The 18,195-nt window shown below is 66.1% G+C and carries 17 protein-coding genes; 7 read left to right on the plus strand and 10 right to left on the minus strand.

Annotated elements, in window-relative coordinates:
- Positions 1 to 229: 229 nt before the first annotated feature.
- Genes NK8_RS28315 through NK8_RS28325 form a run of 3 tightly spaced genes read right to left on the minus strand, consistent with a single transcriptional unit; the run spans position 230 to position 2,428 of the window.
- Positions 230 to 1,558 (minus strand): HAMP domain-containing sensor histidine kinase, encoded by a 1,329-nt coding sequence (locus NK8_RS28315; RefSeq protein WP_213233066.1) that lies wholly within the window; start codon positions 1,556 to 1,558, stop codon positions 230 to 232.
- Positions 1,555 to 2,298: a response regulator gene (locus NK8_RS28320; protein ID WP_213233067.1), complete on the minus strand. Its 744-nt coding sequence runs from the start codon at positions 2,296 to 2,298 to the stop codon at positions 1,555 to 1,557. Before NK8_RS28320 ends, NK8_RS28315 begins: the two co-directional genes overlap by 4 nt.
- Positions 2,285 to 2,428 (minus strand): hypothetical protein, encoded by a 144-nt coding sequence (locus tag NK8_RS28325; protein WP_167390430.1) that lies wholly within the window; start codon positions 2,426 to 2,428, stop codon positions 2,285 to 2,287. The genes NK8_RS28320 and NK8_RS28325 overlap by 14 nt, the downstream gene beginning before the upstream one ends.
- A 238-nt stretch (positions 2,429 to 2,666) precedes the next feature.
- Here NK8_RS28325 and NK8_RS28330 point away from each other — a divergent pair, with 238 nt between their 5' ends.
- The 7 genes from NK8_RS28330 (at position 2,667) to NK8_RS28360 (ending at position 7,919) form a co-directional block, all read left to right on the plus strand.
- Entirely contained in the window at positions 2,667 to 3,194 is a 528-nt protein-coding gene (locus NK8_RS28330) for a thioredoxin family protein (protein WP_213233068.1), read from the plus strand.
- Positions 3,195 to 3,406: 212 nt separating this feature from the next.
- The gene (locus tag NK8_RS28335) at positions 3,407 to 3,625 is read left to right on the plus strand and encodes a DUF4148 domain-containing protein (RefSeq protein ID WP_213233069.1); all 219 of its coding nucleotides are present in this window, start codon (positions 3,407 to 3,409) and stop codon (positions 3,623 to 3,625) included.
- Positions 3,626 to 3,666: 41 nt separating this feature from the next.
- Complete coding sequence (locus NK8_RS28340; protein WP_213233070.1) at positions 3,667 to 3,939, plus strand: hypothetical protein; 273 nt, start codon at positions 3,667 to 3,669, stop codon at positions 3,937 to 3,939.
- Positions 3,940 to 3,973: 34 nt separating this feature from the next.
- Positions 3,974 to 4,390: an organic hydroperoxide resistance protein gene (locus NK8_RS28345; RefSeq protein WP_197919766.1), complete on the plus strand. Its 417-nt coding sequence runs from the start codon at positions 3,974 to 3,976 to the stop codon at positions 4,388 to 4,390.
- A gap of 65 nt (positions 4,391 to 4,455) precedes the next feature.
- Positions 4,456 to 5,379 carry a LysR family transcriptional regulator gene (locus tag NK8_RS28350; RefSeq protein WP_213233071.1) on the plus strand — a complete coding sequence of 308 codons (924 nt, stop codon included), beginning with the start codon at positions 4,456 to 4,458 and terminating at the stop codon, positions 5,377 to 5,379.
- A gap of 108 nt (positions 5,380 to 5,487) precedes the next feature.
- Positions 5,488 to 6,690: a YbfB/YjiJ family MFS transporter gene (locus tag NK8_RS28355; protein WP_213233072.1), complete on the plus strand. Its 1,203-nt coding sequence runs from the start codon at positions 5,488 to 5,490 to the stop codon at positions 6,688 to 6,690.
- Positions 6,687 to 7,919: an MFS transporter gene (locus tag NK8_RS28360; protein WP_213233073.1), complete on the plus strand. Its 1,233-nt coding sequence runs from the start codon at positions 6,687 to 6,689 to the stop codon at positions 7,917 to 7,919. The genes NK8_RS28355 and NK8_RS28360 overlap by 4 nt, the downstream gene beginning before the upstream one ends.
- A gap of 708 nt (positions 7,920 to 8,627) precedes the next feature.
- On the opposite strand, the gene NK8_RS28365 is transcribed toward NK8_RS28360, so the two are convergent.
- From NK8_RS28365 to NK8_RS28395, 7 genes are all read right to left on the minus strand, one after another.
- A complete protein-coding gene (locus NK8_RS28365) occupies positions 8,628 to 9,896 on the minus strand; it encodes an MFS transporter (protein ID WP_213233074.1) in 1,269 nt (422 codons plus the stop codon).
- Between the two features lie 85 nt (positions 9,897 to 9,981).
- On the minus strand, positions 9,982 to 10,911 hold the full coding sequence (locus NK8_RS28370; protein WP_213233075.1) for a LysR substrate-binding domain-containing protein: 930 nt from the start codon (positions 10,909 to 10,911) through the stop codon (positions 9,982 to 9,984).
- Between the two features lie 44 nt (positions 10,912 to 10,955).
- The gene (locus NK8_RS28375) at positions 10,956 to 12,251 is read right to left on the minus strand and encodes a sugar efflux transporter (RefSeq protein ID WP_162069786.1); all 1,296 of its coding nucleotides are present in this window, start codon (positions 12,249 to 12,251) and stop codon (positions 10,956 to 10,958) included.
- 108 nt (positions 12,252 to 12,359) lie between these two features.
- Positions 12,360 to 14,453, minus strand: a complete 2,094-nt coding sequence (locus NK8_RS28380; protein ID WP_213233076.1) for an HlyD family efflux transporter periplasmic adaptor subunit — start codon at positions 14,451 to 14,453, stop codon at positions 12,360 to 12,362.
- On the minus strand, positions 14,453 to 15,802 hold the full coding sequence (locus NK8_RS28385; protein WP_213233077.1) for an efflux RND transporter periplasmic adaptor subunit: 1,350 nt from the start codon (positions 15,800 to 15,802) through the stop codon (positions 14,453 to 14,455). Before NK8_RS28385 ends, NK8_RS28380 begins: the two co-directional genes overlap by 1 nt.
- A 10-nt stretch (positions 15,803 to 15,812) precedes the next feature.
- On the minus strand, positions 15,813 to 16,580 hold the full coding sequence (locus tag NK8_RS28390; protein ID WP_225936499.1) for an efflux RND transporter periplasmic adaptor subunit: 768 nt from the start codon (positions 16,578 to 16,580) through the stop codon (positions 15,813 to 15,815).
- Positions 16,561 to 18,189, minus strand: a complete 1,629-nt coding sequence (locus NK8_RS28395; protein ID WP_225936500.1) for a TolC family protein — start codon at positions 18,187 to 18,189, stop codon at positions 16,561 to 16,563. Before NK8_RS28395 ends, NK8_RS28390 begins: the two co-directional genes overlap by 20 nt.
- Positions 18,190 to 18,195 lie beyond the last annotated feature (6 nt).

Below are 18,195 nucleotides of genomic sequence, written 5' to 3' on the forward strand. Positions count from 1 at the left end.
GGGGCGGCGTCCGGTCTGGAATTCGAAGGGAGAAAGGCGCGTGCGTCAGCGCGGCGGCTGAGCAAAGAAACGATGTCGTACAACTTTAGGGCGACAGGGCATGGCGTCTCCAGCAATGTCCAGGTGCGCGCGTGGGGCCGCGCGTCGTGGAGCAAACGTTAGCGGAGTTAGCTGTCGCCCGTCAAGCCGGTGCAAACCTGTAGGCCATTTTGATATAGGACATCGTATTTTAAGCGGCCTTTTTGAGCACCAGTCGTGCTTCCAGTCCGCCGCCCTGGCGATGATGCAGCGTGAGCGACGCGTCCATCGCGAGCGTGAGTTGCCGCGCGATGGCCAGCCCCAGTCCGGTGCCGCCGGTCTGCCGGTTGCGCGAGCCTTCGAGCCGCACGAAAGGCTCGAACACCGCTTCCAGCGATTCATCCGGAATGCCCGGCCCGCGATCGAGGATCGCGATGACGGCGCGGCCATCGTCGCGCGTGGCGACTTCGATTTCCGCCGCGCCGGCATACTTGATCGCGTTATCGATGAGATTGCCGACCACGCGCTTCAACGCCTGCGGAGGCGCCATCAGCGCGCCGCCGATGGCGCCGCGCAAGGTCACCGATTGCCCCGCATCGAGATAGTCGTCGACGATGCTTTCGAACAGCGCATCCGGATCGATGCGGCGCGGCGCTTCGTTCGTGCCGTGCAGCGTGCGCGCATAGGTCACGCCTTCCTTCACGAGCGATTCCATCTCCTTCAGGTCCTGCTGGAGCTTGGCGCCGGTGGTTTCGTCGTCCATTACGTCGACGCGCAGGCGCATGCGCGTGATCGGCGTCTGCAGGTCGTGCGTGATCGCCGCGAGAATCTGCATGCGCTGGGTCATGTACATCGAGACGCGGTCCTGCATCGCGTTGAACGCCTTCGCCGCGCGCGCGACTTCCTCCGGCCCGGATTCGGGCAGGCGCTCGGCCTTGAGATCGGGGCCGAGCGTGTCGGCGGCGCTGGCGAGCTTCTTGAGCGGGCCCGTCGCGAGGCGCACGGCGAGCCAGCAGCACGCGCCGAGCACGATCAGTTGCAGCACCAGAACCAGCGGCAGCCAGCTGGACAACGGCGTGCCGACCATCGGACGCATGTCGATGGTGAGCGGCGAGCCGTCCGACAGACGCAAATGCACCTGAAAGCGCTCCTTGTCGCCGGGCACCGCGTTGACCGTCAGCGGATAGCGCTTGCCGATGCCTTCGCCGATCGAGCGCGCGAAGCGTTCCGACAGCGCGGCGTCCAGCGGCGCGCCGGTCTCGCCGGGTCCGAGAATGAACGTGTAGCTGCGCCGCGCGAGCCGCGGCAGCCACTGCGCGCGTTCATCGGCGGGCAGATGATCGAGCAGCGCGACCGAGCTCGCGACCTCGCGCTCGACGTAGCCCATCATCACGTTGGTCATCGAATCGTCGCGTTCGCGCATCGTCAGAAGGAACGAGAAGGTCTGCGCGAGCGCGAGTCCGACGACCAGAATCAGCGCGAGCCGCGCAAACAGCGTGCGCGGCCAGTGCAGCAGGGAAGCAGACGAAACCGTGCTCATTGAGAAGACTCGATCGGTTTGACCTCGGCCGAGAACACGTAGCCTTCGCTGCGCAGCGTCTTGATGTAGCGCGGCTCGCGGGCGGTGTCGCGCAAACGCTGCCGCAGACGCGACACGAGCAGGTCGATGGAGCGGTCGAACGCATCGGCCTGACGTCCTTGCGTCAGATTCAGCAATTGATCGCGCGTCAGCACGCGCTGCGCATTGTCGAGAAACACGCGCAGCAGACGGTATTCCGCGCCGGAGAGCGCGACCATCGTGCCTTCGGCGTCGAGCAGATGACGCGCGGTGGTGTCGAGCCGCCAGTCGCCGAAGCCCAGCATCGCCGCTGATTCCGACACTTCCATGCCCGGCGGCAACATGCGCGTGCGGCGCAGCACCGAGCGGATGCGCGCGAGCAGTTCGCGCACGGCGAAGGGTTTCGGCAGGTAATCGTCGGCGCCCATTTCGAGGCCGAGAATGCGGTCGGCTTCCTCGTTGCGCGCGGTGAGCATCAGCACCGGCACGTCGCGGAACTTGCCCGCACGCAGCTCGCGGCACAGCACGAGGCCGTCTTCGCCGGGCAGCATCAGATCGAGCACGATCAGATCCGGCGCGCCTTGCTGTTCCAGCACGGCGCGCATCTGGCGGCCGTTCGCGGCCAGCGACACGCGCATGCCGTTCTTTTCGAGGTAGGTGGCAAGCAGTTCGCGAATGCCGCGATCGTCGTCGACGATCAATACGTGATCAGTGGTTTCCATCGATGGATCGTTGTCGTTGACGCTTGAGTTGCACCCGGCTCGGGCTGACCAGCAGACACTGAACCGGATGGGCCATTTCCGTCGCGATCCCGCCGACGAGAAAGGCGAGGACCGCCAGCATGCGTTTCATTCGTAGCTCCCGCTGATTGCGCGATGTCTGCGTTATAGCGCGTCTCAGCGGACGTTTTGTATCGCAGTGTATCCCGCATGTCGCGCGATACATAACATTGCGCAACGCGCTTTGCCCGACACAAGCGGGATACGCGCGCGCAGTCCAATGCGGTCATGCCGATGCGAACGTCGGCCTGCCGGGGCGATATGACTTTATCGCGCGCCCCGATCTTCTACCGCATTCAAAGGACTTCGTCATGCTCGCCGCCATCAAGAACGCAGCCGCGTGCGCCGGACTGGCCGCCTGCGCGGCCATCGCGCCCGCGCAGGCCGCCGCGCCCGTCAATAACACCATCGCGCCGGAATTCGCCGGCATCGACACATGGCTCAACAGCCAGCCGCTCACGCTCGCGCAATTGCGCGGCAAGGTCGTGCTCGTCGATTTCTGGACCTTCGCGTGCGGCAATTGCGTCAACACGCTGCCGGCCGTGAAGTCGTGGCATCGGAAGTATGCGGACAAGGGTCTCGTCGTGGTCGGCGTGCACACGCCCGAGTTTCCGTTCGAGCAGGACACGCACAACGTGCAGCGCGCGATCGAGCGTTTCGGCATTACGTATCCGGTCGCGCAGGACAACCGCTACGCGACCTGGGCCGCGTACGGCAATCAATACTGGCCCTCGTTCTATCTGATCGACAAGCACGGTCGCGTGGCCTATACGCATGTCGGCGAGGGCGATTACGCGCAGACCGAAGCCGTGATCGAGAAACTGCTGGCCGCGCAGTAAGCGGGTTTCGTATCGCAATGTATCTGCACCGCACGCGATACAAAACATTGCACAGGACCCGCTTTCCGGACACAAGCCAGATACCTGCGGGGCTTCAAATACACACAACGACGGCTCACGAGTGAAACGCAAGACGAACACCCGCGAAGCCCAAGTGCCGTAACTCATTCAACCGACTGATTGATCCATTTGTTCCGTTAAGGAGAGACACCATGAAATCCACCCTCGTTGCTTTCGCTCTCGTCGCCAGCGCCATGACCGGTGTTGCTCACGCCGCCGTGACAAACAACCCGATGAGCGTGCAGACCGAACAGGCCGTGGCGAAGCACGCCTACGCCGGCAAGACGCGCGCCGAAGTGAAGCAGGAACTGGTGCAGGCCCAGCGCGATGGCCAGATCGCCGCGTTGCGCAGCCTGTATCAAGGCAGCTGATCAGACATTCACCGAATCCACCGAACAACAGAGGCCCAATCATGATCAAGCAATTCGTCACCGCCGCAGTCATCGCCGTCAGCGCCGTCGCAGCCGGTTCCGCATTCGCCAGCAGCGGCTATGGTCCCGCGCCGCACTACGACCCGCTCGCGGGCGCGCCGGCATCGCAACGCGGCATCAGCGCGCAGACCATCGCCAATGAAAACGGCGGCGCGCAGACGCAGGCATACGGCGGCATGGGCGACACGTTCTCGCAATCGGGCGCGCGCGGCGCGACGACGAACGACGTCGCCACGCTCTTCGCGCATCACTAACTCCATCCACTTTCGAACCCACGAGGAACGCATCATGACCCAGATCGATACCGTCCTGTACACCGGCAAAACCCGCGTCGTCGGAGGCCGTGAAGGCTTCGCGAAGAGCACCGATGGCCGTCTCGACGTCAAGCTGTCGCCGCCCGGATCGACCGGCGCGGGCACCAATCCCGAGCAGATGCTGGCCGCCGGCTGGTCCGCATGTTTCATCGGCGCGATGGGCAAGGCCGCCGCGAAACTCAAGACGCGTCTGCCCGCCGAAACGGCCGTCGATGCGGAAGTGGACCTCGGCATGGCTGGTGAAGCGTATCTGCTGCGCGCGCGCCTGAACGTGAGCCTGCCGGGCATCGAGCGCGCGGTGGCCGAGGAAATCGCGAACCTGGCGCATCAGACCTGCCCGTACTCGAAGGCGCTGAAGAGCAACATCGATGTGACGATCACAGTGGTCTGAGGCGCTTCGACGATTCGGTCCGGTAGACTTGGCGCTTCATCGATCAAGCGAAGCACCGAGCCGACATGGACCGAATCGACGCGATGAAAGTGTTCATCGCAACGCTGGACGAAGGCAGTCTGGCGGGCGCGGGGCGGCGGCTCGGCCGCTCGCCCGCCGCCGTGAGCCGGGCGATCGCGTTTCTCGAGGAGCACACCGGCACGGCCTTGCTCCATCGCACGACCCGCACGATCAAGCTGTCCGAAGCGGGCGAGCGTTATGCCGCCGCGTGCCGCCGCATTCTCACCGATCTCGAAGAAGCCGATCTGCTGATCGCGCATGAACGTTCCGCGCCGCGCGGGCTTCTGACCATCACCGCGCCCGTCGCCGCGGGCGAAGACCTGCTGCGCCCGATGCTCGATGAGTTCATCGAGCGCTTTCCCGCCGTTTCCGTGCGCCTGCAAATGCTCGACCGTCCCGTGAGCCTGATCGACGAAGGCATCGATGTGGCGCTGCGCATCGCGCATCTGTCGGACTCGACGCTGATCGCGATTCCCGTGGGCGAAGTGCGGCGCGTCGTGGCCGCGTCGCCGCGCTATCTTTCGACGCATCCGCGCATCGCGCAGCCCGCCGATCTCGCGCAGCATCAGATCATTTCGATGACGCACTTCGGCCTCGATTCGTGGAGCTTTCCGACGTCCACCGGCTCGACGATTCCGCAAGTCGTGCAGTTCACGCCACGCCTGATCGTGAATACGGTGCGGGCGGCGGTGGCTTCCGCCGTCGATGGGCACGGGCTCACGCGGCTCTTTTCGTATCACGTCGCGAAAGAAGTGAAGGACAGGACGCTGCAGATCGTGCTGCCGGACAGCGAGCACGCGCCCTTGCCGGTGCATCTGCTGACGCCGCATGGACGGCTTTCGGTGCCGAAGGTGCGCGCGTTCGTCGACTTCGCCACGCCGCGTCTGCGCCGTGATTTCAAGCAGTTGCAGATCGATTCAACCGCATAGCGGAAGATTATCTTCCGTTCCACGTCGATTCTCTCTTCAATCGATCGAATATAGACTGGCCTTCATCGAAGGGCGCGCGTGCGTGCCCGATGCAGTCGTGGAGGCAGTATGCGATACGCAGTCTCGAATCAATCGGAACGCGGCTCGTTCCAGGTCTGGCGCGGCGTGCTCGCCGGCGCGAGCGCGAGTCTGGTCGGCATCGGGCTGGCGCGGTTTGCCTATACGCCGCTCTTGCCGGCGATCATCGGCGCGCACTGGTTCCCGGCGTCGACGGCGGCTTATCTCGGCGCGGCCAATCTCGGCGGTTATCTCGCGGGCGCGCTCGCGGCCGGCGTGCTCGCGCGCCACGCACGCGCCGCGACGGTCCTGCGCGCGATGATGGTGCTCGCCACCGTCGCGTTCATCGCGTGCGCGTTTCCCGTCTCGTTTCTCTGGTTTTTCGTGTGGCGGTTTCTGTCGGGGATTTCCGGCGGCGCGCTGATGGTGCTCGCCGCGCCGACGATCATCGCGCATGTCGCGCCGGCGCGTCGCGGCTTCGCGAGCGGCGCGATCTTCACGGGCATCGGGCTTGGCATCGCGGCGTCGGGGACGATCGTGCCGCTGCTGCTTCGGCAAGGGCTCACCGAGACGTGGCTCGGGCTCGCGGTGGTGTCGCTGTTGCTGACTGTCGTCGCGTGGAACGGCTGGCCGTCGCAGGATGCGCCTGTCCCGGCGCCTGTGACTGCACACACGCACGCGAAAGCGCCGTCGCCGCCCGCGTTGCGCGCGCTGTTCGTCGAGTACGCGCTCAATGCGGTCGGTCTCGTGCCGCACATGATCTTTCTCGTCGATTTCATCGCGCGCGGGCTCGGCAAGGGTGTCGATGCGGGCGCGCAGTATTGGGTGCTGTACGGTCTCGGAGCGATTGCCGGTCCGCTGCTGGCGGGCCATCTCGCCGATCGCGCGGGATTCGGGCCCGCGTTGCGCGTCGCGTATCTGCTGCAACTGATCGCCGTCGCGATTCCCGCGGTCACGTCGAATGCTTCGCTGCTGATGGTGTCGAGCGTGCTGGTCGGCGCGTTCACGCCGGGCATCGTGCCGCTCGTGCTGGGACGCGTGAATGAACTGCTCGCGCATCATCCCGCCGAGCAGAAAGGCGCGTGGAGCCGCGCGACCACGGGTTTCGCCGTGCTGCAAGCGCTCGCGGCGTATGGAATGTCGTTTCTGTTTTCGAGCAGTGGCGGGGACTACCGGTTGTTGTTCGGGATCGGCGCTGGGGCGCTTGCGGTTGCGTTGACCGTCGATCTGTTTGCTGCGTTGAGGTCGAAATGAGCCATGTCATTCAAGGGGCGATGCCGCTCGGCTACGCCGAACGTAACGAGCAGTACTGGCGGCGCAATCTCGTCGTGTGCGTATTCGGTTCGTTCACGACGCTCGTGAGCCTGAGCATGCTGCTGCCGTTTCTGCCGCTGTACGTGCGGCAACTCGGCGTGGAATCGCAGCGGGCGGTGATCGAATGGTCGGGTGTCGCGTTCAGCGCGACGTTTCTCGGCACCGCCGTCACCGCGCCGCTGTGGGGACGGCTCGCGGATCGCTACGGCCGCAAGCCGATGCTCGTGCGCGCGGCTGTCGGCATGGCGGTCGTGATGTCGCTGATCGGGGTTGCGCATTCGGTGCATCAGCTGGTTGCGTTGCGTCTGATTGCGGGGCTGGTCGGCGGTTACGCGTCGGCATCGACGGTGATGATCGGCACGCAGGCGCCGCGCGAGCGGGCAGGGTGGGCGCTCGGCATTTTGTCGACGGGCGCGCTCGCGGGCAATCTCGCCGGGCCGCTCATCGGCGGGCTGTTGCCGGGGTTGATCGGCATTCGCGGGACGTTTTTCGCGGGCGCGGGGATGATCGCGGTGGCCGCGCTCGCCACGATCTTCCTCGTGAAGGAAGACTTTCATCCCGCCGATGCGAAGAAGCGCGCGGCGCACACGGCATCGACGCATGCTCATCGCACGAACTATGTCGTGGTCGCCGCGCTGCTCGCAACCGCGATGATGGTGCTGCTCGCGAACATGTCGATCGAACCGATCATCACCGTGTATATCGGCAGTCTGGGCGTGACGGCCGACCGCGTGGCGCGCATCGCGGGCGTCGTGATGGCGTGCTCCGCGCTCGGCAGCATGCTGACGGCGGCGCGGCTCGGCGCGCTGGCAGATCGCATCGGGAGCTGGAACGTGATCGTCGGATGTCTCGTGCTGACCGGCGTCGCGATGATTCCGCAGGCGTTTGTGCATCAGTGGTGGCAGCTCGCGGCGTTACGCGTCGTGATGGGGATGACGCTCGCCGGTTTATTGCCCGCCATTTCGAAGCTCGCGCGTAGTGCCGTCGATGAACGCAGCAGCGGAACGATGCTGGGTTATCTGCAATCGGCGCAGTTCAGTGGACAAGTCATCGGGCCGGTGATCGGCGGACAGATCGGTGTGTGGTTCGGGCTGCACTCGGTGTTCTTCGCCACGGGCAGCCTGCTGATTGCGTGTGCGGGGCTGGCGTTTTGGGCGCGGCGTCGCTGAAGTGTTGCGCGTAGTTTTCGTTGGCGAGGTTCAGGGTTTCGCCGGATCCCGTTAGCGTGTTGGTCGGTTAGCGTTGCCCCTGTGCGGGGCGGCAGTCACTTTCTTTGCTGCTGCAAAGAAAGTAACCAAAGAAAGCAGCTTGAGCCGCCCGCGGTCACACGCAATTTGGGTGTTCTTCTCGTTGTTCGTGGGCTCTGTAGCGAGTGCCCTCATGGGCCCCATCGGACTTGGACCGCGCACGATCTGACACGTCGCGCCGCATAACGGACTGGTTCAGCACTAAATGGCTCCGTCCCGCTTCGCGGCCGACGGGTCCATTTTAAGGTATCCATATCAATTGTTTCCCTTGCATACCCGACGGCAGCGCGGAGCGCTGTGCCGGAACTCTTTCGTGCTGAACCAGTGCACTGAAACGACTGGCTTGTCAGACCGTGCGCGGTCCATGCCCGATGTGGCCTATGAGGGCCCTCGCTACAGACGCCACGAGCGAGGAGAAGAACACCCAAATTGCGTATGACCGCGGGCGTCTCGAGCTGCTTTCTTTGCCTACTTTCTTTGCAGCAGCAAAGAAAGTAGGTGCCGCCCCGCACAGGGGCAACGCCAATAGACCGTCGCGAAAACGGGACCCGCCAAAAGCCTGAAAACGCGCGTCATGAAACTTAGCCAACCAGCTTCGCATACCTCAAAAAAATGCCTTACATGATCCAGTCAGGCACGCACGCCCGCGATCGATGCATCGGCAACAGGCCGGTCATCGATCGGAAAATGCAGCAAGGCCGCCACGAGCCCCGCTACCGCCGTTGCGCCCCAGATCAGCGAGTACGAACCCGTCGTGTCGAACACGTAGCCGCCGAGCCACGCGCCGAGAAACGAGCCAAGCTGGTGGCTCAGAAACACGACGCCGAACAGCGTGCCGAGATGCCGCGTGCCGAATACCTTCGCGATCAGACCGTTGGTGAGCGGCACCGTGCCGAGCCATGTCAGCCCCATCACGGCGGCGAAGACGACGACGGAAACGCTGGTCGTCGGCAGCAGCACGAAGAGGGCGATCGTGCCGCCGCGAATCAGATAGAGCCACGCGAGCACGTGATGCTGCCGCCAGCGCCCGCCGAGCCAGCCGCATCCCCAACTGCCGATCATGTTGAACAGGCCGATCAGCGCGAGCGCCGTCGCGCCCAGCCCGACCGGCATGTGGCACAGCATCAGATAGCCCGGCAGATGCGTCGCTATGAACGCAAGCTGGAATCCGCAGGTGAAAAAGCCGAGCGTCAGCAGCCGATAGCCGCGATGCCGCGACGCATACGCAAGCGTTTCGCGCAACGGCATCGTGGCGGGTTGCGCGTGTTGTTCGTGCTTTTCATGCGCTTGCGCTGTCTTGCGCGCACGGCTCGCGCGATCGAGCACGATGCCGAGCGGCGCGGCGAGCAGCAGCACGAAGGCGAGGGCGTACAGCGACGCCGCCACGCCCGCATGCACGCGCACTTCCTGCGCGAAGGGCACCATCAACACTTGCCCGAGCGAGCCGCCCGCGCTGGCGAGACCCATCGCGACACTGCGCGTTTGCGGCGATGCGACGCGCCCGACCGTCGCGAGCACGACGCCGAAGCTCGTGCAACTGATGCCGATGCCGACCAGCACGCCCAGCCCGAGCACGAGCATCCAGCCCGAGGTCGCGGCGGCGGCGAGCGCAAGTCCGGCGGCGAAGGTGGCCGCGCCCGTCGCGACGATGGGGGCGGCGCCATAGCGGTCGGCGGCTGCGCCCGCGAACGGCTGCGCGAAACCCCACACGAGATTGTGCAGCGCAATAGCGAAGGCGATCAGCGTGACGGGCATGCCGCGATCAAAGGAAAACGGCCCGATGAAGAGCCCGAACGTCTGGCGCACGCCCATGGCGGCGCTCAGGATCAGCGCGGCGGCGCCGATGAGCACCCACGTCGTTGCGCGGTTCGTGCTCGTGGTGGTCGACAGGGACGACATGGCTGGCAATCCTCCTTGCGGCCATCGTCGCAGCCGAACGCCCGTGCTGGCAAACGAAAAGTTTTCGTGGACGGTTGAGCGCAGTTCAACCGCGACATTCGTGGTCTGTGCCGTCGACGAACCCGGCCGCCTGTTCGATCAGCCAGTGGCGGAACGCGACGAGATCCGCCCGTGCGCTCGCTTGCGGCGTCTCGCAGAGCCAGTAGGCAGTCTGCGTCTCGACGCTCGTCGGCGACGCCGCGACGAGCGCGCCCGCCGCCAGTTCGCGATCGACGAGCGGACGCCGGCCGATTGCGACGCCGAGCCCGGCCGCGGCGGCATCGAAGGCGAGTTGCACGGTATCGAAGCGCAGGCCGCCGTGGAGATCGAGCGCATCGAGACCATCGAGACCCGCGCCGTCGATCCATGCCTGCCAGTCCTGGCTGGCCGTATCGACATGAATGAGCGCCGCGCGTGTGAGATCGACGACGCCGTCAGCGGTGCTCAGCCGCGCGCGATAGTCCGGGTTGCAAACCGGCACGAGCCGCTCGCCGAACAGACGCTGCCACGATGCGCCGTCCACCGGGCCGCGGCTCAGGCGCAGGCCGAAATCGAAGCCATCGACGGGAAAGCCTGCCTGACGGCGCGAGGTGTCCACACTGACGTCGATGTTGGGCCAGCGCGCGCGGAAATCGGCGAGGCGCGGGACCAGCCAGCGCGCGGCGAGCGTCGGCGCGCAGGTGATGGAGATCGAGCGGCGCTTGCGCTTGTCCGGCAGCGTCTGCGTGCCGATGGCGATGAGCGAGAACGCCTCGGCGATATACGGCAGATAATGTTCGCCCGCGGGGCTCAGCGACAGCCCGCGCGGCTCGCGCACGAACAGCTCGACGCCGAGCATCTCTTCCAGCGCGCTGATGCCGTGGCTCACCGCGCCCGGCGTCACATTGAGTTCGGCTGCGGCGAGCTTGAAGCTGCGGTGGCGCGCGGCGGCTTCGAAAAGACGGAGCGCGTTGAGAGGCGGAAGGCGCTGGGGCATGTTGGCGTGCGCGGATTGGCGGCGTAGGTGCGGCTAGTTTGCCATCAGCGGGCCGGCTGCCGCCATGCTTTCCATCCGTCCCAAATACGCCGGGCGATGAGCCGGAACGGCGGATTGACGAACAGCACCGCCGCGCCCAGCGCGATGAAGCCGCAGACCAGAAACGTCCCGCGATACCCGAGCGCGGCCACGAGCGCGCCGGACAATACCCCGGAAAGAATCGAGCCGACGCGCGATGCGTTGAAGAACAGCGCCGTGGCCGAGCCGGGGCTGCGCGGCATCAGGTCCTGCATGTAGGTCATGCCGAGGCACGAGATCACTGAGACGACGAATGCGTTGAAGGCCTGCATCGGAATCAGGAATCCGACGTTCGACGCCGCCGCGACCGCAACGAAATAGATCGTATGCACGACCGCGCCTGCCGCGAGCCAGCGCTGCTTGTTCAGACGCGAGCCGCGCGCGCCGAGCGCCAGCATCATCGGAATCTCGAGCAGCGCGCCGAGCCCCAGCATGACGGATACGTCGATGCGCGAGCCATGCATGCCATGCACGACGTACAGCGGCAGAACGATCATGGTGGCGCTCGCGGCGAGCCCGATCAGCGTCATCGCGATGGTGGCGCGCGTGATCTCCGCGCGCGTGTGCGGCGCGCCGGCGTGCGGCGGCACGAGTTCTTCGGTGTCGGGCGCGGTCACTTCGAGCGGTGATGTCGGATCGCCGGCGTAGTGCGCGGGCGCGCTGTGCGGGTCGCCCCTGGGGGACTCGTGCATGCGCCAGACGATGCCGCCGCACGCGACGAAACAGGCCGCCGCGAACAGAAACAGTCCGTAGAAGCCGGCGGCGGCCAGGACCAGCGCGCCGACGGAAGGCCCGAACACCCACGCCATCGAGAGGACGGTTCTGAGCGTCGCGAGGGCGAGGGCGCGTTCGGCTTCGTCATCGACGGGGAGCGCGGCGCGCGCGAACGAGAACACCAGCGACATGGCGGAGCCGCCCGCGCCCAGAAACACGACGCCGATCGCGACCAGCGCAGCGTAATCGCGCACCAGGCAAAGCAGCAGGAATCCGAGCGACGACGCGACGAGCGCCGCGAGCAGGAGTCCGCGATGATGGCCGTGTCTGTCGGACCACTTGCCGGCGAATGCGCTGGCCACCACGCCGCTCGCGGCGATCAACGTCATGAATACGCCAAGACGCAAGGGGCTCATGTCGGCCTGTTCGACGCTGAACAGCGACAGATACGGCGCGGTGAAGGACATCGCGATGCCGAGCATCAGCGTCGCAGCGGACAGCGGCAGAAAGAAGGGAATCCGGGTGAGACTGAGCAGGCGCGTGTTCATTGGGGCGTGGGGGCGACTCGGGGGCGAGTCGGGAGGAGCGGGGCGGGCTCGGTTGCAAACATCACGCGATTGTAGCGGCGCGCGCCAGCGTCCTCGGGAGGAGCCGCATCAAAACCCGCTCTGCCGGATCAGCGCGCCAAGCACATGCGTTCCCCCTTCAACCAGCAGACTCCTGCGCGCACCATCGATCTGCAACTGCCCGCGCGTTTCCCACATGTTGACAGGCGGCGCATCCAGCCCGACGAGCACATGGAACAGCGCCGGGTTCGGAACCAGCGCGCCACGCTCCGGCGACACCGCAAGCGGCCCCTTGTAGCGCGACGCGAGCATCGGTTGATCGAGCTGACGCACACGCGTGGTGTCGATGGCGAGCACGCGCCCGGCGATCGGCGCAACCTGTCCGACGGGATAGAAGCGCGCCCGATCGCCGACGGCGATGCGCTGAACCTCGTCCTGTCTGACGAACGCGTCGACCTGCCAGCTACGCGGATCGATCAGCACGCCCACCGGCACTTTCGGATTGATCCATTGCCCGGCGCGCCATTGCGGATCGACATCGGTCCAAAGGCCCGCGAACGGCGCGCGCAGGCTCAGGCGTGCGATCTCCGAATGGGCCGCGGCAGCTTCCTCGACCTGCACGCGCAGGCGCTCGCGCACCGAGGTCTGCTGATCGAGCCCGTTCGCGTCGGCGATGAGGCCCGCAAGGCGGCCTTCGTAGCCGCGAATGCCGGCTTCGCTGCGGCGCATCCGTCCAGCGATGTCGGGTTCGTCCATCTCCATCAGCGTGGCGTCGGAACTCACCGGGCCAGCGGGCCGAATCGCCTGGATGCGCGCGGGAAACGGCACGAACACGCGCAGTACGCGCTCCGCACGCGCGACGCCGTCCGCGTGGATCTGCGTGCGCCAGGGCACCGCCAGCAAGCCGAGCGCGCCGGCGACCAAAACGCCGAACACGAGCCGGCGCCCCCGCGCCACGCGCCGCCGATTCGCCCACCAGTAACCCAGTTCGCGCCACACCGGCAGCACGATGAACCAGCTCACCTCGACTGCGAACAGCACGATGCCGAGCAGCTTGAAGAAGAACAGATACACGGTAATCGCGATACCGAGAAACAGCACGAGCCGATAAAGCCAGGTTACGAACTCGAATGCGACCAACAGACGCCGTTGCATGACGCCGAACGGTTCGGGCCACGGATCGTCGAGGCCGAGAATCGCGCGTCGCAGGCTCACGCGCGCGAGTGCGGACGCCCGGAAGTGCAGGTTCGGAAAGTCGAGCAGATCCGAAAGGATGAAGTATCCGTCGAAGCGCATGAACGGACTCGCGTTGAGCGCGAGCGAGAGCACCCAACTGGTCGTCGCGAGATAGAGCAACGCGTTGCGCAGCGGCCCCGGATCGCTCAACGCCCAGCACAGCGTCGAGAGGCCCGCGAGCGACAGTTCGCACAGAATGCCCGCCGACGCGATCGCGAGCCGCTGGCGCGCGCGCTTGAGCTTCCAGCTTTCGCCAGTGTCGGTGTAGAGCATCGGCCACAGCACGACGAACGCCACGCCCATGTGCGCGACCTTCAGCCCGAGCCGCGTGGCGACGATCGCATGCGCCATCTCATGCAGCGTCTTGGCGACGATGAGCGCAAGCGCGAAACTCACCATGCCTTCGACGGAGAAGGACTCGACCACGGCCTTCGTGAACACGTCCCACTGCTGAAGCACGAGCACGATCCCGACGACGCTCGCGATCGCGACGATGATTGGCGTAGCCGGCGTGAAGAGCCAGCCGAGGCGCTTCGCGAGCCACGCGAGAAAGCGCTGCGGGCGCACCAGCGGAATGCGGAAGAACAGATAGTGATGCAGCCACCAGCGCCACGTGAACCATTGCGCGCGCTGGGCGCGTCGCAAACGGGCGAGCGTGTCGGGTGTCGGCTTGAGGAGTCCGTGCCGTTCGAGAAACGCGCGGAATGCGATCACCTGCTCGATCACCGGCCTGAGCGCGGTCTCCTGCCCGATCTCGCTGCAGATTTGCGCGGGCGGCCTGTCCCAGCGCAGCAGACATTCGAACTCCAGCCAGCCGATCCGATAGAAGCGGTTCACGACGATGTCCTGGATCACCCACGCGGGCTCGCCGTTTCGTCCCGGCGATGCTTCCGAGAGGCGCAGGTCTTCGCGCAGGGCGGGCGAGGGCGCGTCGGGATCGATCGTCATCACAGTCCCGACCAGGCGCGCAGCGCGGCGAGCGGCCGGCGCAGCACGTAGTACGCGAGGCTCACCGGCCGGCCGTACAGTTTCGCCGTGCCGTGCAGGCCGAGCCGCGCATGCTCGCGCTCGCTCACGCCATCGTCGACGCTCGCGAGCAGCCGGTACGCGACGATGTCATCCTCGGTCGCCTTCGCCTCGTAGCTCGTCTCGACGATGCGGCCGTGCAGCGGCGCGAGCGGCCACGCCGTCAGATAGAGCGTGACCTCGTCGCCGGGATCGAGCGCGATGGCGTCCGCGACGGCCAGATGGATGAGGATCGCGGGCTTGCCCGGATCGGCGAGTTGCAGGATGCGCTCGCCGGTGATGACGGGCTTGCCGATCCAGTCGTTTGGATCGCTGAACACGGCCACGCCGTTTTCCGGCGCGAAGACCCGCGTGCGCTGCAACTGAGCCGTCACTGCGGCGAGTTCCGCGCGGCGCTGTTCCGCGACGCCGTTCAGCACGGTCAGCTCGTTCTTGCTCTGCGCGTTATCGAAGGCGCGCTGGCTCGCGGCGGTCAGCTCGGCATCCGCGACGGCGACCTGCCGTTGCAGCACGTCGACGCGGCTTTTCAGCGACGTTTCGTCGAGCGAGAACAGCAGCGCGCCCGCGTCCACGCGCTGATTGGGCCGCACGGCGAGCGAAGCGATGACGCCGTCGATCGGCGAGCTGATGATGCGCGCGCTGCCCGAGACGATTTCGGCGGGCGCGAGCACGGTCTGCCGCACCGGAACGAACAGCAGCAGCGCGGCCGCCGCGCACGCGGCGAGCACCTGCCGGCGCGACGGCCGCCAGCCGAAGCGCAGGCTGCGCCGCGTGAGCGACCACCAGCAGTAACCCCAGGTCTTGACCGTGCCGCGCAGCACGGCGGCGAAGGCTTCGGCCGGTGGATCGTCAAGGAGCACGAAGAGCAGCGCGAGCCGCTTGCCGTTCGGCGCATGCACCGGCACGCACCAGACGCCCTTCGGCCACCATTCGGCCCAGCCATCGGCGATGTCGGGCGGCGGATCGACGGCGTCACGCGCGAACCATTGCGGCTCGTCGCTGGCGAGCCGCGCCGCGATCCACGCGCTCGCGCGCCCGAGCCAGACGAGATAGGGCGAATCTTCGGCGGGCGAGGCGAGACCGGACGCGCACACGAGCTCGCAATGCCTGCCGCGATCGGCGAACACGAGCGCCTGCCGAAAGGGCTGCACCGCGTGCAGATCGTTGGCCATCGTGAACGCGAGCGCATCGACCGTTTCGGCCGCCATCGCGCGCTCGCGCAGCGCGTCCAGATAGAGCAGCAGCGGCGCGGGAGGGAAGGGTTCGTTCATCGCGGCTCGTTCAGGGATTCGCCGGAATCCGCGCGACGCCGCTCATGCCCGCGACGAGATCCTGCGGCGCGCCGTCGAGCTGCGCTTCGAGTTCGACCGTCTGCGCAACCGCGTCGACCCGCGCGTTGACCGCGCTCACATGCGCCGGATAGGTCTTGCCGGTTTCGTGGATGGTGATATCGAGCCGGCTGCCCGAACGCAGCCTGACTAGCAGCGCGGATGGCACGTTCAGCCGCACCTTGAGGGCGCCGTCGCTGACCAGATCGACGATCGGCGTGCCCGCGCTGACGGTCTGATACGGCTTGACGTACACCTTCGCGATACGTCCGCTGAACGGCGCGATCACCTGGCAATAGCCGAGTTGCGCTTTCGCGAGCGAGAGCGCGCCCTTGGCCTTTTCGACATCGGTGGACGCCATCGCCACTTCGATATCGCCCGCCGCTTTCAGATCGCGCAGGCTGCGCTTGGCGGCGAGATTCTGAGTCGCCATGTTCAGTTCCGCTTTCGCGACGCTCGCGCGCGCCTGCACTTCGGCGCAGTTCATCTGCGCGATCACGGCGTTCTTTGCAATCGGCTTGCCGAGCGACGCGTGCAGATCGGTGACGGTGCCGTTCATTTCACTCGACAGCGTGGTTTCGAGACTGGGCGCGAGCAGCACGCGGATCGCGTTGGGATCGTCGAGAGCGTCGCCGGCGGGTTTCGCGGCCTGCGCAAGCGGCAGGACGAACAGCAGCAGCGCCGCCGCGCGCCGAAAGCGTTCAGCGCACGGATAGGGCATCGCTCGCTCCGGCCGGATGGGCGACAAGCGGTTGCGCCATTGCAGGCGCGGGCGGCGACATCTGTCCGAACGGCGCGAGCGGCGCGGCCGAATCGGGGGCGGGAAGCCTCGGCAGATACGTCTCCTGCCGCGTCATCGTGCGCTTGATTTCGAGTGCGAGCGTATCGACATCGTCTTTCGCGATGGCATCGGGCATGACGTCATAACCGAGCGAGTTGTAGAGCCGTCCCCACGCCGACTGGCAGTCGGAATACGCCGCCTCGCGCAGATAGCGCGACAAGAGATAACGCCCTTCGGCGCGGATTACTTCCAGCTCGGACCCGATCGACGCCGTGCGGGCGGCGTTGGCGTAATCGAGGAGATCGTGATCGACACGCAGGCTGTCGTCGGCGAAGCTCAGTTCCTGCAACGCGAGCTGATAGCGCAGCGAGCCGATGCGCACTTGCGTGAGAATCGCCATCGAAAGCGCCATGCGCCGCAGATTGTCGGTCTGCTCCTGCGAGGCGGCCTGCTCGTTCAGCGCCGGCAGTTGCAGCAGCCGGAACAGATTCAGCGACACGCGCACCCCCACTGCCGCCCAATAGTTGTTGTAGAGATAGGTGTTGGAGTCATAGTTCACGTTCATGTCGATGCCGATATTCGGCCACAACTGAGCCTTGGCGATCCTGATGTCGTTCTCGTTGACCCGTTTGCGATACCACTCCTCCATGATCTCCGGGCGGTTCTGCAGGGCGATCAGTTCGAGCGTCGGCTGCGGCGTGGACAGGGGCGGCAATGGCAGTGCGCCATCGTTGGTATCGGCGAGCACGAGCGGCGTGCCGGGCGGCAACGACATCAGCGCGACCAGTTCGGCCTGCGCGAATTCGAGATCCTGGCGGCGCACGGTCAAGAGCGAAATGGCATCGAGCAGCGCGCGCTGATAGGCCAGAACGTCCTGCCGTGGCATGAGTCCCTTGTCCTGCGCCTCGTGTGCATTGCGCAGCGCGGCCTGGGTGCGCGCGATCAACTGATCGACTTCCGGTTTCAGGCGCTGCGCGGACAGCGCGCGCCAATAGGCGTTCCGCACGTCCTGAAGCACGTTCTGCGCGACCTTGCGGCGGCGCTCCTCGGCCATCAGCATCTGGTCGGAGCGTTGCTGCGTGCGGTAATACGCCATGCCGAAGTCGATCAGGTTCCACGTCATGCCGAGCGACACCAGTTCGTGATAGCGCTGCTCCGACGTCGACGGCCGCAAGCTCACCTGCCGATCCTCGATGCCGATCGACGTTCCGCCCGAGTCGTTGCTGCGATACGAATAGCCCGCCGAGGCCACCAGTTGCGGCAACAGCGCATTGGTCGAGACATCGCGCAGATTCGCGGCGAGCGCGCTTTCCATCAGCTTGAGCCGGTAGTCGAGGTTGTACTTCAGCGCGCGCGCGGCGGCCTGATAGAACGTGATGGGGCCTTTGACCGGCTCCTGCGCGTCGTACATGGCGAGCTGGTCGGTGACGACGCGATCGCGGATCTGATCGGTCGTCGCGGGTTGCGGCTGAAGGGACGAGCAGCCCGCGAGAACGCACAGCGCGAAGGCGGCCGCGGCTCCGGACAGATGCGGCTGAGGTCTTGGCATGGCGCG

Source organism: Caballeronia sp. NK8, from assembly GCF_018408855.1.
Taxonomy (GTDB): domain Bacteria; phylum Pseudomonadota; class Gammaproteobacteria; order Burkholderiales; family Burkholderiaceae; genus Caballeronia.

What these genes read in the sequence shown, in the direction of transcription:
- NK8_RS28380 (WP_213233076.1), bottom strand. Translation starts at nt 14,453, where the DNA reads ATGACGATCGATCCCGACGCGCCCTCGCCCGCCCTGCGCGAAGACCTG.
- NK8_RS28330 (WP_213233068.1), top strand. Translation starts at nt 2,667, where the DNA reads ATGCTCGCCGCCATCAAGAACGCAGCCGCGTGCGCCGGACTGGCCGCC.
- NK8_RS28365 (WP_213233074.1), bottom strand. Translation starts at nt 9,896, where the DNA reads ATGTCGTCCCTGTCGACCACCACGAGCACGAACCGCGCAACGACGTGG.
- NK8_RS28315 (WP_213233066.1), bottom strand. Translation starts at nt 1,558, where the DNA reads ATGAGCACGGTTTCGTCTGCTTCCCTGCTGCACTGGCCGCGCACGCTG.
- NK8_RS28320 (WP_213233067.1), bottom strand. Translation starts at nt 2,298, where the DNA reads ATGGAAACCACTGATCACGTATTGATCGTCGACGACGATCGCGGCATT.
- NK8_RS28340 (WP_213233070.1), top strand. Translation starts at nt 3,667, where the DNA reads ATGATCAAGCAATTCGTCACCGCCGCAGTCATCGCCGTCAGCGCCGTC.
- NK8_RS28395 (WP_225936500.1), bottom strand. Translation starts at nt 18,189, where the DNA reads ATGCCAAGACCTCAGCCGCATCTGTCCGGAGCCGCGGCCGCCTTCGCG.
- NK8_RS28370 (WP_213233075.1), bottom strand. Translation starts at nt 10,911, where the DNA reads ATGCCCCAGCGCCTTCCGCCTCTCAACGCGCTCCGTCTTTTCGAAGCC.
- NK8_RS28375 (WP_162069786.1), bottom strand. Translation starts at nt 12,251, where the DNA reads ATGAACACGCGCCTGCTCAGTCTCACCCGGATTCCCTTCTTTCTGCCG.
- NK8_RS28360 (WP_213233073.1), top strand. Translation starts at nt 6,687, where the DNA reads ATGAGCCATGTCATTCAAGGGGCGATGCCGCTCGGCTACGCCGAACGT.
- NK8_RS28345 (WP_197919766.1), top strand. Translation starts at nt 3,974, where the DNA reads ATGACCCAGATCGATACCGTCCTGTACACCGGCAAAACCCGCGTCGTC.
- NK8_RS28385 (WP_213233077.1), bottom strand. Translation starts at nt 15,802, where the DNA reads ATGAACGAACCCTTCCCTCCCGCGCCGCTGCTGCTCTATCTGGACGCG.
- NK8_RS28355 (WP_213233072.1), top strand. Translation starts at nt 5,488, where the DNA reads ATGCGATACGCAGTCTCGAATCAATCGGAACGCGGCTCGTTCCAGGTC.
- NK8_RS28350 (WP_213233071.1), top strand. Translation starts at nt 4,456, where the DNA reads ATGGACCGAATCGACGCGATGAAAGTGTTCATCGCAACGCTGGACGAA.
- NK8_RS28390 (WP_225936499.1), bottom strand. Translation starts at nt 16,580, where the DNA reads ATGCCCTATCCGTGCGCTGAACGCTTTCGGCGCGCGGCGGCGCTGCTG.
- NK8_RS28325 (WP_167390430.1), bottom strand. Translation starts at nt 2,428, where the DNA reads ATGAAACGCATGCTGGCGGTCCTCGCCTTTCTCGTCGGCGGGATCGCG.
- NK8_RS28335 (WP_213233069.1), top strand. Translation starts at nt 3,407, where the DNA reads ATGAAATCCACCCTCGTTGCTTTCGCTCTCGTCGCCAGCGCCATGACC.